Annotated in this window: 9 protein-coding genes; 1 reads left to right on the plus strand and 8 read right to left on the minus strand. The window is 56.3% G+C overall.

Annotated elements, in window-relative coordinates; all coding sequences use genetic code 11:
• Positions 1-41: 41 nt before the first annotated feature.
• The 6 genes from C7386_RS01015 to C7386_RS01040 form a co-directional block, all read right to left on the minus strand.
• Positions 42-2,396 (minus strand): SpoIIE family protein phosphatase, encoded by a 2,355-nt coding sequence (locus C7386_RS01015; RefSeq protein WP_116704670.1) that lies wholly within the window; start codon positions 2,394-2,396, stop codon positions 42-44.
• A gap of 785 nt (positions 2,397-3,181) precedes the next feature.
• Positions 3,182-5,107, minus strand: coding sequence for an ABC transporter ATP-binding protein (locus tag C7386_RS01020; protein WP_382730357.1), 1,926 nt, complete (start codon positions 5,105-5,107; stop codon positions 3,182-3,184).
• Positions 5,107-6,837, minus strand: a complete 1,731-nt coding sequence (locus C7386_RS01025; RefSeq protein WP_116704671.1) for an ABC transporter ATP-binding protein — start codon at positions 6,835-6,837, stop codon at positions 5,107-5,109. The genes C7386_RS01020 and C7386_RS01025 overlap by 1 nt, the downstream gene beginning before the upstream one ends.
• Positions 6,837-7,343, minus strand: coding sequence for a MarR family winged helix-turn-helix transcriptional regulator (locus C7386_RS01030; protein WP_110435220.1), 507 nt, complete (start codon positions 7,341-7,343; stop codon positions 6,837-6,839). The genes C7386_RS01025 and C7386_RS01030 overlap by 1 nt, the downstream gene beginning before the upstream one ends.
• A 673-nt stretch (positions 7,344-8,016) precedes the next feature.
• Positions 8,017-8,526, minus strand: coding sequence for an HD domain-containing protein (locus tag C7386_RS01035; RefSeq protein ID WP_110435221.1), 510 nt, complete (start codon positions 8,524-8,526; stop codon positions 8,017-8,019).
• Between the two features lie 211 nt (positions 8,527-8,737).
• On the minus strand, positions 8,738-9,052 hold the full coding sequence (locus tag C7386_RS01040) for an MGMT family protein (RefSeq protein WP_110435222.1): 315 nt from the start codon (positions 9,050-9,052) through the stop codon (positions 8,738-8,740).
• Positions 9,053-9,432: 380 nt separating this feature from the next.
• Here C7386_RS01040 and gdhA point away from each other — a divergent pair, with 380 nt between their 5' ends.
• Complete coding sequence (gene gdhA / locus C7386_RS01045) at positions 9,433-10,776, plus strand: NADP-specific glutamate dehydrogenase (RefSeq protein WP_110435223.1); 1,344 nt, start codon at positions 9,433-9,435, stop codon at positions 10,774-10,776.
• 110 nt (positions 10,777-10,886) lie between these two features.
• On the opposite strand, the gene C7386_RS13345 is transcribed toward gdhA, so the two are convergent.
• Both C7386_RS13345 and C7386_RS01050 read right to left on the minus strand, forming a co-directional pair.
• Entirely contained in the window at positions 10,887-11,090 is a 204-nt protein-coding gene (locus C7386_RS13345; protein WP_165815421.1) for a hypothetical protein, read from the minus strand.
• A 298-nt stretch (positions 11,091-11,388) separates the two neighbouring features.
• Positions 11,389-12,984, minus strand: coding sequence for a peptide chain release factor 3 (locus tag C7386_RS01050; protein WP_110435224.1), 1,596 nt, complete (start codon positions 12,982-12,984; stop codon positions 11,389-11,391).
• Positions 12,985-13,597: the final 613 nt, after the last annotated feature.

Here is a 13,597-nt window from a genome sequence, read left to right on the forward strand (position 1 = left end):
TTTGTTCCATCATTCCCCTCTTTCGTGATTTTATACCAGTCTCATTCCAGCTTTTCAATTTTCATGACCATTACGGTCCTATCGTCATCGTGTCCGCGGCCTTTCGCCTCGTTCACAAGCTGTGCCGCGATCTCCTTCGGGCTGTCGCCTGCATGCGCGATGAGCAGCTGCCGCACCCATTTATCGTCCGTGCCGTCGGTCACGCCGTCCGAGAGCATAACCACGATATCGCCGTCGTTCATCTGCAGCGGCACGGCATCGCCAAGTTCGTCCTCCTCCGCCAGACCGATGGGCAGCGCCGTGCCCGGCAGAATGGTCCACCGGCCGTTCAGCCGCATGTAGGTCGGTGCGGCGCCGCACTTGAGGTTTTCCGCGCGTCCGCTGAACAGATCGAGCGTGAATGCGTCCAGTGTGGTGAAGCGCATGCCGTCTGACCGCAGGCGCAGCGCCGGAGAGACCGCGTGCAGCGCGTCTCCGACCGAAATGCCTGCACGCAGGAACCGCTCGAGCGAGGTGATGAGCATGCGGCTGTCCCGCGACGCGGCGGCACCCGAACCCATGCCGTCCGACAGGAGCAGGCACGCCGTTCCGGTGTCGGTGAGAAAGTAGCACGCGTTGTCGCCCGAGACCGACGCGCCCTCCTTCTGCTGACGGCCAATACCGACCACCGCACGGTACGGCGCCCGTTCATGCATCTCAACATGGATGCCCTGGCTGCCCTTTTTCTTCTCCGGTGCGGTCAGCGTCACGCCCAGCAGCGCCGACAGGCCGGCTGAAAAGCCGTCCCCCTGCTTCATGATGTCGTCGATGCCCTCGCCGTACAGTTCAACGGTCAGCCTGCCCTGCGAATCCCGCACCGCGCACACGCGGTCGATCCATCCGAACGCTGCTGCGTACCGACGCACCTGCCGTTCCATCAGCGGCTGCGCCGTTTCATCCTGTGTGACCTCCGCGCCAAGCTGCCGAAGAATGTCCGTAATGCCTGCGTATTGCCTGGCAAGCAGGCTCTGGTTTTCCTCCTGCTGCCGCCGAAGGCTTTCGCGCTCGCGCAGCGCAAACAGTGCACTGTTGATGGCACGCATCAGCTCGGGCAGACGCGCACACCGTGCCGCAAAATGATAGGGAAAATCGCTCATTTCCGCTCGCCCGCGCTGCAGCATCGGCTGGGTCACATCATTGAGCGCCGCCAGCGTGCTCACATAGTCCCGCTGCCAGCACTGCGTACACAGCATGCAGTTTTTGCAGACATGATCGCTCGCGTAGTCGAATACCGCCCGAATATTCCGGTCTCCGGCGGCTTTGCCCTCGCTGACGCCATGCAGCATAGCAAGGTACAGTTCGTAGAACGCCTGCGCCGCCTCGGTCGCACAGGTGCCCGCGAGTCTGCGCACACGCTGACTGGCGGCTTCGCCCATCAGGGTATCTGGCAGCAGGCTGCGCCGGATGGCCTCCCACACGAAGGGCGGCAGCGCCGCGAACATGAGGACCGCGCAGAACAGCTCTGCAATCAGCGGAATGAACAGCGGATGCTCCACGCCGAGCATAGCCGCGCACAGTCCGCCGCCGAGCGCACAGACCGAAAACCAGCCGCGGCCGCTGTCATGAAACAGTCCGGCAACGAGCGCACACAGGCCATAGCAGCAGGTGAACAAGGCTCCGTAGCCGATGTTGAGATCCATTGCCGCGCCGAACGCGACACCGGCTGCCGCGCCCGCCGCCGGTCCGCCGAGATACGCCGCCGCCAGCACGAGCAGCAGCGCGCCCGCTCTCGCGGGAGCGAACACGCCGAACAGATTGATACCCGAAAGCGATAACAGCACGGTTGCGGTCAGCACCAAAAGCGTTACCGGTCTGCGCCAGTCGTTTTCGTCGCGCGGCGGTGCAAAGGCCGCGCCGTACATCCAGCACACGCCAAACGTGATGCCCTGCACGAGCAGGAATGTCAGCACCGCCGGTGCGGTCAGCTCTGCGCCGAGCGGCAGAAACACGAATGTACACGCCGCGCTTGCAAACGTTGCTACACCGGGTGCAAACCACCGCTCGGACATCACGCGCAGACCGGCGCACACGCTCATCACGCACAGCACCAGCAGCGCTGCCGCGGCGTAAATGCCGCCGTGGAATCCGTCGCCGCGCAGCATGACGCCGCACACCAGACCGCCGAGCGCGGACAGACCCGCTCCTCGAGCCATCAAGGCCGCCGTCATCGCCAGTCCGAACGGCATGTACCCGCCAAGGATGGTTCCCTGTGCCAGCACCGCACACAGCACGAATCGCTGTGCGCCTGTGATGAGCGTCCGCAAATGCTCCTGTTTCCATAATCCGGCAGCCCATGCTGCTGCATGCCCGATCCGCACCGGTATCGACGCGGACCGTCTTGCCCTTTGTTTATCCATTTCGTTACGCCTCCCTTGCTGTTTTCCCAGTATATCCCAATACAGACGTGCCGCTTGGCGGGAAATAACATCGGGAATTGCGTTTTGAAAAAAGTTAAGCGCATATTCCAACTTTCGAGCGCGAAAAAGTGGCGGTTTCGCCACAGAAACAAAAGGATAGACAGCGGCGCTTATAAAGTATTGGAATGTGCGGATATGCGCTGTCGTTAGTGCGGCGGGCCAAAAGGATAGACACCAAGGTTTGCCCGTAGGCCACTAAACCTTGTTCCCGCGCCGTGCGCGGATTAAATGAGTACTATCCTCTTGGGACTCCATCTTCCTTTATTAGATAGTCTGGCGCAGACCAGAGACCAGCGACCGCTCCGAAAAGGAGAACGGCAGAGGATTTTTTCTTCCGTAGAGGCGCACAGTGTGCGCCCATGTCTTAACCTATCCGCAGTGTCGAATAATTTACTGCTACACATATCGGCTGCTCTACGCAGGCGCGGCACAAGGTGAATTGCCCAAAGGGCAAGAGAGGGTCCTCTGGAGGATGACCGTGCCGCGCAACTCTTTTACGCGTTATTACAGACAGTTCCTCCGAATTTCATTTATCAACCAACCTTACCGTAGGGTGCGACGACCTCGGCGCACCGTAGCAAACGATTTGCACACATTTAATCGTAGGGGCGGTCATTGACCGCCCACACAACGGAAAACCACCATGTCAATTCTCCATTCTCCATTTTCAATTCTCAATTCGGCGCAAAAAAGAACCCGAAACTCTCGTTTCGGGTTCTTTGATCTTACTCCAGCTCAAACGCTCCGGTATAGAGCTGATAATATTTGCCGTGTTCCGCGATCAGCTGCTCATGGTTGCCGCGCTCGATGATATGACCGAGCTGCAGCACCATAATAACGTCTGCGTTTTGAATCGTGGACAGGCGGTGCGCGATAACGAACACCGTACGTCCGTACATGAGGCCGTCCATGCCGGCCTGCACGATGGACTCCGTGCGGGTATCAATCGAGCTGGTCGCCTCATCGAGGATCATAACCGGCGGATCGGCAACAGCCGCACGCGCGATGGAAAGCAGCTGGCACTGACCCTGCGACAGACTGCCGCCGTCGCCGTCGATGACGGTATCGTAGCCGTCCGGCAGTCGGCGGATGAAGTCGTCCGCATTGGCAAGCTGCGCCGCTGCCTCGACTTCCTCGTCGGTCGCATCCAGACGGCCGTAGCGGATATTATCGCGGATGGTGCCGGTAAACAGGTTGGTATCCTGCAGAACGATGCCGAGCGAGCGGCGAAGATCGGCTTTTTTGATCTTATTGATATTGATGCCGTCGTAGCGGATCTTGCCGTCCGCGAGGTCGTAGAAACGGTTGATCAGGTTGGTGATGGTCGTTTTGCCCGCGCCGGTTGCACCGACGAACGCGACCTTCTGACCGGGCTCGGCGTACAGCGTGATGTCGTGCAGAACGATCTTATCCGGGTTATAACCGAAATCCACATCGAAGAAGCGGACATCGCCGCGGACCTGCGTGTAGGTGGTGGTGCCGTCCTCGTGCGGGTGCTTCCACGCCCAGATGTTGGTCTTTTCCGGGGTTTCAACGAGTTCGCCGTTCTTGTCGTACTTGGCGTTAACGAGAGTAACGTAGCCGTTGTCTACCTCAGGCTCCTCGTCCATCAGCTCAAAGATACGCTCGGCACCGGCAAGCGCCATAACGATGGAATTGAACTGCTGCGAAATCTGCGTTACCGGCTGGGTGAACGACTTAGTCAGCTGCAGGAAGGACGCGATAACGCCGATGGTGATGCTGTTTCCGACCACGCCGGACAGCGCCAGCGCACCGCCGACAACCGCCACCAGAACGTACAGCAGGTTGCCGATGTTCATCATGATCGGCATGAGGATGTTTGCGAAGGTATTCGCACTCGCAGCATTCTCACGCAGCTCATCGTTGAGCTCATCGAACTGCTCCTTGCACTTTTCCTCGTGGCAGAACACCTTGATGACCTTCTGACCGTTGATCATCTCCTCGATATAGCCGTTGACCCTGCCGAGCGACTTCTGCTGCTCGAGGAAGTACTTCGCGGACTGACCGCCCAGCTTCTTTACCACCTTGAGCATGACGCACACGCCGAGCAGTACGAACAGCGTCAGCCATACATTCGTCACCAGCATGCCGATGAACACCGAGATAATGGTCATCGCCGAGGAAAACATCTGCGGCACGGACTGGCTGAGCATCTGCTGCAGCGTATCGGTATCGTTGGTGAAATGGCTCATCAGATCGCCGTGGGTATGCGTATCGAAGTAGCGAATCGGCAGCTTCTGCATGTGCGCGAACATCTCGTCACGCACCTTTTTGAGCACGCCCTGCGAAATGCCGACCATCAGCCAGTTGTAGATGAACGTAGTCGCAATGCCGATGAGATAGATCACCGCCATACTCATCAGTGCATGCAGCAGACCGGTAAACACCGGAGATGCCTGCAGCAGCAGCGGAGAAATATAGTCGTCGATCAGGCTTTTGAGGAACATGGAGCCTGCCACGTTTGCCACAGCCGACAGAAGAATGCAGATCAGTACGACCACAAACTGTACGCCGTAGCCCTTCTGAATATATTTCATAAGACGTCCGAGCGTCTTTTTCGGATTTTTGCTGCGCTTGCCGCCCATCATGCCTCTGCGGCCGCCGGGTCCGCGCATCTGAGGTCTTGCCATTATTCCTCACCGCCCTTTCTGTTCTGCTGGTTGTAGATTTCCTGATAGATCGTGTTGGCGACGAGCAGCTCATCGTGCGTGCCGACAGCCTGCACGGTGCCGCCGTCGAGAATGACGATCTGATCCGCATCCTGCACAGAGGAAACACGCTGTGCAATGATAATCTTGGTCGTGTCCGGGATTTCCTCCGCGAATGCCTTGCGGATAAGCGCATCCGTCTTGGTATCTACCGCGCTGGTCGAGTCATCAAGAATGAGGATCTTCGGCTTTTTCAGCAGCGCACGCGCAATGCACAGGCGCTGCTTCTGACCGCCGGAGACATTCGAGCCGCCCTGCTCAATGTGGGTGTCGTACTTATCCGGCATCTGCTGGATGAATTCATCCGCCTGTGCCAGACGGCATACGCGCTCGAGCTCCTCGTCCGAGGCGTTTTCGTCACCCCAGCGAAGATTTTCCTTGATCGTGCCGGAGAACAGCACGTTCTTCTGGAGCACCATGGCAACCTGATCGCGCAGCGCCTCGATATCGTAATCGCGAACATCCACGCCGCCGACCTTGACCGTGCCGTGCGTGGTATCGTACAGGCGCGGAATCAGCTGCACGAGCGTAGACTTCGCGGAACCGGTGCCGCCGAGAATGCCGACGGTCTGACCGGCCTTGATATGCAGGTTGACGTTTTTAAGCGCCAGCTTGCGCTCATCGCCCTTGTAGCTGAAGGAAACGTCATCGAACTCGATCGCGCCGTCCTTGACCTCGTGAATCGGGTTTGCAGGATTGTGCAGGTCGGACTGCTCATCGAGGATTTCGGCAACACGCTCTGCGCTCGCCTTGGCCATGGTGATCATAACGAAAACCATCGCTACCATCATCAGGCTCATCAGGATCTGCATCGCGTAGGAGAACATGCTGGTCAGCTCGCCGGTGGTCATCGAGCCGCCGACGATCAGACGCGCGCCGAACCACGAAATGAGCAGCATGCACGCGTACATACAGAACTGCATCAGCGGCATAACGCCTGCCATGGTCTTCTGCGCCTTGGAGAACGTGCGGTACAGCATGCCGGAAACGCCCTCGAACTTTTCAGTCTCGTGGTCCTCACGCACATAGGTCTTAACAACGCGGATGCCGCGCACATTTTCCTGTACGACCGTGTTCATACGGTCGTAGATCTTGAATGCGCGCTCAAAGACCGGACCGACAACCTTCATCAGGATGCCCATGCCGATTGCCAGAATCGGCAGCACCGCGAGGAATACGAGCGCCATCCTGCTGTTGATCCTCATCGCCATGAACAGCGCAAAGACCAGCATGACCGGGCAGCGCACCGCGATGCGCGTGCACATCTGAAAGGCGTTCTGTACGTTGGTAACATCGGTGGTCAGACGGGTGACGATCGAACCGGTGGAGAACTTATCAATGTTGGAAAACGAGAAATTCTGCACATTGTAGTACATATCGTGACGCAGATTGCGGGCAAAGCCGGTTGAGGCTCTCGCCGCAAAGGTGCCGGCCGCCGCGCCGAACATCAGCGCGAGCATGGCGCACAGCACAAGGATGATGCCGTATTTCCAAATGGCGGCCATATCCTGCCCGTCAATGCCCTTGTCGATCAGCAGCGCCATAACCAGCGGAATGATGACCTCCATCACGACCTCGAGCACAACGAAAAACGGCGTGAGCAGTGCGTCCTTTTTGAACTCACGCACACTTTTCAGCAGTCGTTTTATCATTATTTCTGTCCCTCCCTGCACATATTGCATTGGTACTGCTCCAGATTGGAGCGGATTTTTTCACAGACCGCAAACCAGCCCTTCAGCTCGTCCTCTGTGATGCCCTGCCGCAGAAGCTGCTCCATCTGCTGCATGCGCTCAGTAATGTATTCATCCATTGCACGCGCCTGCTCGGTCAGCACCAGACGTTTCAGGCGGCCGTCATGCTCCACCGGCTCACGGCGGATAATGCCGTGCTGCTCCATCAGCTGCAGTATGCCCGTTGCGGTCGAGCGGCGCATCTGGAACACGTTTTCCAGATCCTTCTGGAATATATCGCCCTGCTTTTCGTGTATGATCAGGTGATGGACGATCATCGCCTGCATGCCGGTCACATTCGCTGCATTCGCAGTCTTTTCGGTCATACACGCCATCTGCCGCCGAAGCAGATTATGCAGCATACCGATTTCTGCACCGATGCGGTCGTCCGAGTGACCGCAGCATTCATTATGGTCACAGCAATTCATTGTTAGCCTCCTTACTGTTAGCTTGCTAACATATTATACACCGTCACTCGGCAATGTCAACGGGTTTCACGAAATGTTCACATTTCGGGGAGTGGTCGCTTACGAAGCGAGAGGAATCTCACCCGCCCAGCGGGGGCGCCGTACCCACGGCGGGGGGCAAGAGGGTAGACACCAATGGTTTCTACCCTCTTAACTCCCACTTCCTTTTGTTTCTTAACCTGACGCATACCAGAGACCGGCGACCGCTTCGAAAAAGGGAACGGCAGTCGGATTACTCTGCCGTAGGGGCGCACAGCGTGCGCCCATTTCTCGACATATTCGCAGTTCACAGATAACGTACTACTACACATGCGGCCTGCTCTCCGCAGGCGCAACACAAGGTGAATTGCCCAAAGGGCAAGAGAGGGTCCCCTGGGGGATACCTGTGTCGCGCAACTCATTGGTCTGGTGGCTACAGACGGCACCTGCGAGTTTAATTTGATAATGAATGTTTACCGTAGGGTGCGCCGACCTCGGCGCACCGTGCTATCCGGCTGGCACTCAATAAAAATGAAAAAATGGAGAATGCCCTACCTCGGGGTTCATTCTCCATTCCGACTCGCTAAGAGCCGCCCTATGGGCGGTTGCTCGCTGGACGCCCACTGCGGTGGGTGTCTCCATTTTCAATTTTCCATTATTTCGCCTGATATGCCGGTTTGAGAAACATTTCTCCAAGATACTGCTTGCCGGTTTCGGTTCGGAACACGCGGTCTTTCGCGGTTTTACACTGCTCTGCCGTCATACCGTCCTCGTAGGCGTTGACAAGGAAATCCGCTTCAAGCAGAATACGGAAATCTTTTTCCTCTCCGGCGGTATAGGTATGGTGATGCGCGATGAGCCACTGCACGCGCTCGCTCTCCCGCTCATCTGCGCCGCACTGCTGCAGCATGGGAGCCGCGACCGCCGGGCCTTCCATCTCCTGCCAGTGTCCGCCGCTCGAGCCGTGCTTCCGTTCGGCTTCGTGGATGCCGATATCGTGCAGAACGGCTGCAGCTTCGAGTATATTCTGCTTCTGCTCATCCAGACCTTCCCTGCGCCCGAGCAGGCGGCTGTACGCGTATACCTTTATAAAGTGCTGAATCCGTTTTGCGTCGCCTGCGTCATACGCGATGGCGAGCGCGGTCAGCTTTTCGATGTCGATCATGCGTGTCACTCCTTTGGCGCAAGCATAGCACCGCACGACCGGATTTGTCAAGTCAGGGTAATACCACATAATTGAACAAGAGCGATTTACGAGTAAATTTTGCGGTCTGACTAGGCGTGATTTTGCGGTAATACTTTGTGTATTACCGTGAAAGCACAACGACGTCAGAGCACAAAATTTCCGTAAAGCGCCGCAGTTTAATTGTGCGGTGTTATCCTAATCCTGTCCAGCCGTATTTCGCCATATCCACACGGCCGTCCTCGGTGAACTCGATGCCGTCCGCTTCGAGCAGTGCGCGCTGGATATCCGCGCCGCCGAACGCAAACGCCGGTGACGTTCGTCCGTCTTTCGTTACCACGCGGTAGCACGGAATCCCCTCCGGATCGGGATTGGCATGCAGCGCATAGCCAACAACGCGCGCCCATCTCGGATTGCCCGCGAGCAGCGCGACCTGCCCGTAGCTGGCCACCGTTCCGCGCGGAATTTTCTTCACCACTGCATATATTCGCTCAAAGCTGTTTGCCATAGCTAATCCACCTTTCTTTTTACCAGTCAATACCACATAATGAAACAAGAGTGATTTGCGAGTAAATTTTCTTTTTTTGACGAGGCATGGTTTTGCAGCAATACTTTCGGATTGCAAGAAAACACACCGAAGTCAAGAAAGTAAATTTTCGCAAAGCACCGCCGCTTTAATTATGCGGTACTGGCTTTATTATATCAAGTCAGATTGCCAATATCCATAGGTTTTTCGGCCTAAAAAACTGTATAATTTTATCGTGCTAAAGTATTGCATATGCAAAAAAATTGCTATATAATAGAACCGTCATCAAATATAAAAGCATTCCACTCGGATTACTTACGAAAGTTAAGCGAGTGGTATAGAATGTAAGGAGGACAATAAAAATGGCACTTACCAATTCTTATCTGCAGGGCGTGTACGAAACCGTACAGAAGCGCAACCCGAATGAGCCGGAGTTCCAGCAGGCTGTATACGAGGTTCTCGAGAGCCTTCAGCCGGTTGTTGAAGCTCGTCCGGAGCTCGAGAAGAACGGCATCATGGAGCGCATCGTAGAGCCGGAGCGCATGTTCATGTTCCGTGTACCGTGGGTTGACGATCAGGGCAAGGTTCAGGTAAACCGCGGCTTCCGTGTACAGTTCAACTCCGCGATCGGCCCCTACAAGGGCGGTCTGCGTCTGCACCCCTCTGTTAACGCATCCGTTATCAAGTTCCTCGGCTTTGAGCAGTGCTTCAAGAACAGCCTGACCACCCTCCCGATGGGCGGCGGCAAGGGCGGCTCCGACTTCAATCCGAAGGGCAAGTCCGATGCTGAAATCATGCGTTTCTGCCAGTCCTTCATGACCGAGCTGTGCAAGCACATCGGTCAGTTCACCGACGTACCGGCCGGCGATATCGGTGTTGGCGGCCGTGAGATCGGCTTTTTGTTCGGCCAGTACAAGCGTCTGCGCAACGAGTACACCGGCGTTCTGACCGGCAAGGGCCTGTCCTACGGCGGTTCTCTGGCTCGTACCGAGGCTACCGGCTACGGCCTGTGCTACTACATGAAGGAAATGCTCGCATACAAGGGCACTTCGTTCGAGGGCAAGACTGTTGCAATCTCCGGTTCCGGCAACGTTGCAATCTACGCTTGCCAGAAGGCTACCCAGCTGGGCGCTAAGGTTGTTACCATGTCCGACTCCAACGGCTTCATCTACGATCCAAACGGCATCAACCTGGATATTGTTAAGGACATCAAGGAAGTTAAGCGCGGCCGCATCAAGGAGTACGCTGAGCGCGTACCGGGCAGCGTTTACACCGAGGGTCAGCGTCCGTGGGGCACCAAGTGCGACATCGCTCTGCCGTGTGCAACCCAGAACGAGCTGAATGAGGAGAACGCAAAGGCTCTGATCGCCAACGGCTGCAAGTTTGTAGCTGAGGGCGCTAACATGCCGTCCACCCCGGAGGCTGTTGCAGCATTCCAGGCAGCCGGCGTATTCTTCGGCCCGGCAAAGGCTGCTAACGCAGGCGGCGTAGCTACCTCCGGTCTGGAAATGAGCCAGAACTCCCTGCGTCTGTCCTGGACCTTCGAGGAAGTTGACCAGCGTCTGCACGACATCATGGTTAACATCTTCCACACCTGCATCACTGCAGCTGAGAAGTACGGCCACAAGGACAACCTTGTTATGGGCGCTAACATCGGCGGCTTCGAGAAGATCGCTGACGCTATGCTGGCTCAGGGCGTATGCTGATTTTCGATTGAAAGGGCGCAGCCCTTTCAATCGAGGGACGCCCTTGACAGGCGCTGCCTGTAAGGGCTACCGCAATAAAAGAGCACCGGAATTTCGATTCCGGTGCTCTTTTATTGTTTGCTAAAAATGACCCGGCAAAGCTGAGCCATTTTTGTCGCGCTGAAAGCGCTCCATTTGATGCGCTCCGTGGCGTGATAGGTTATCTGGGTGCTGAAATCCCCGTCGAGGATTTTATGGGTTGGCGTGAACGCTGTCGCCCGCGAAGGACTCACCGCCGACAGGCGGCTGTCCTGTGGGTGTGGTTTGCGGGGCATACTGCGTATTTTATGCCGCGAACTGCGTTCGCGGGTGCGGGACCCGGCGGCACAGCCGCCTGTGTCCCGTATTTCGCGCGTCAGCGCGCTTCAAATAGAATTTGCTATGCAAATTCATAGCCCGTAGGCCTCTATCCTTAAAAAGATTTAATGAGAGCAAACCGGGAGCATGTATCTCGGTTTTTATACTTCTGGAGGGAGAAAGTTTCGACCATCAGGAGGAACTTTCGGACGACTTTGGAACGGCCCACGGTCCGTTCCCCCTTGTCGGCGAAACTGTAGTTTCGCGACAGGCATTTTATGCGTTTTCCGAGAAATCCGCAAGACGCAGATTCTCGTTATGGTCGGTTGCGTAGGTGATATTCCACGGCGAGGTGAACAGCAGCAGGCTGTTGCCCTTGAGATCCTCGACGATTTTGGTATCGCTCGTGAGCTGGAGCTTCTTAATGTCGAAGTCATCCTCGTCATTCTCAACCCAGCGAACGTGCTCATACGGCAGGTTTTCGCGGATGATCTCAACGTTATACTCGTTCTTCAGACGGTACTCGAGCACCTCAAACTGCAGCACGCCGACAACGCCGACGATAACCGATTCCATACCGGCATTCGGCTCGCGGAAGATCTGGATGGCGCCCTCCTGTGCGATCTGCTCGACACCCTTGACGAACTGCTTGCGCTTGAGCGTGTCCTTCTGGCGGACAACGGCAAACAGCTCGGGTGCGAACGTCGGGATGCCGGAGAACACGCACTTATGCTTGGGATCGCACACGGTATCACCGATGGAGAACACGCCCGGATCGAAAATACCGATAATATCGCCCGCGTAGGCTTCGTCTACGACCGAACGATCCTGTGCCATCAGCTGCTGCGGTGCGGCGAGCGCCATCTTCTTGCCGGACTGAACGTGCAGCACGTCCTGACCGCGCTCGAACTTGCCCGAGCAAATACGCATGAACGCAACACGGTCGCGGTGCGCCTTGTTCATGTTCGCCTGAATCTTGAACACAAACGCGGAGAAATGCGGGTCGAACGGGTCGATCACACCGATGTCAGCGGTACGCGCGGTCGGCGGCGGCGTCATCTGCAGGAACTTCTTCAGGAACGGCTCAACACCGAAGTTGGTCAGCGCGGAACCGAAGAACACCGGCGACAGCTTGCCCTCGTGCACAGCCTTGAGATCAAACTCATCGCCTGCACCGGAGAGCAGCTCCACATCGTCGATCAGCGTCTGGTACTGGTCCTCGGGCAGCAGACCCTCGAGGATCGGATCGTCGATCGACAGGCGCTGCGCCTTGACCTCGTGACGGAAATCCGCGCCCTCAAAGGCAATGACCTCATCGTCCATGCGGTCGTACACGCCCTTGAAGCGCTTGCCCGAACCGATCGGCCAGTTTACCGCATAGGTGCCGATGCCCAGCTCGTTCTCGATGTCCTCGAGCAGCTCGTACGGGTCGCGTGCCTCACGGTCCATCTTGTTGATAAAGGTGAAGATCGGCACGCCGCGCATCGCGCAGACCTTGAACAGCTTGCGGGTCTGTGCCTCGACGCCCTTGGAAGCGTCAATGACCATCACCGCAGAGTCAGCCGCCATCAGCGTGCGGTAGGTATCCTCCGAGAAGTCTTGATGACCCGGGGTATCCAGAATGTTGATGCACTTGCCCTCATAGCGGAACTGCAGCACCGAGGATGTTACCGAAATACCGCGCTGCTTCTCGATCTCCATCCAGTCGGAAACCGCATGACGGCTGTTTTTCTTGCCCTTGACCATGCCGGCCTCCTGAATGGCTCCGCCGTAGAGCAAAAACTTCTCCGTAATGGTGGTTTTACCGGCGTCAGGATGCGAAATGATTGCAAATGTGCGCCGATTTTCAATTTCTTTTTTCAGGTCTGCCACAGACTTTTTCCTCCCGATCTATCAAAAATCTAATATTGTTGTAGAATGTACACAGAATGTTCACAATTCACCAGTATTATAAATGACGTGGAAAGCGTAAGATCCCCCCACATGTTCTTGCTTTCTACTCTCTATCCTACCTTTTATTGCGGGAGCAGCCGGACGAAAGTTCGGCTGTTCCTGTTTTTTTACCTTTTTCAAAGGTAAAATGAGAGTTTACGTTGTAAATTCTATTCAGCACCATCTATACGCTAACAAGTACAATCTTGTCATAAACAACGGTGCCGAGCACAGCAACCAACCAAATCATTGGGCGGCACTGCCATCCTCCAGAGGACCCTCTCTTGCCCTTTGGGCAATTCACCTTGTGCCGCCCTCTGCGTTGACTTTCTGTCCTGTGTAGCAGCAAGGAATCTGACACTGCGTACAGGCAGAGACATAGGCGCACACTGTGCGCCCCTACGGTAGAAAAAATCCTCTGCCGTTCCCTTATAGTCTCAGTTCTCTGATTGCCGCCGTGCCCTCTAATGGAAAAGGGGTGAAAATCAGAGGGTGGAAACCTTGGTGTCTACCCTCTTGTGCGCCTGCCGCGTAGGCAAGAACCGCCGCATAC

The organism is Agathobaculum butyriciproducens (assembly GCA_003096535.1).
In the GTDB taxonomy this organism is placed as follows: domain Bacteria; phylum Bacillota; class Clostridia; order Oscillospirales; family Butyricicoccaceae; genus Agathobaculum; species Agathobaculum butyriciproducens.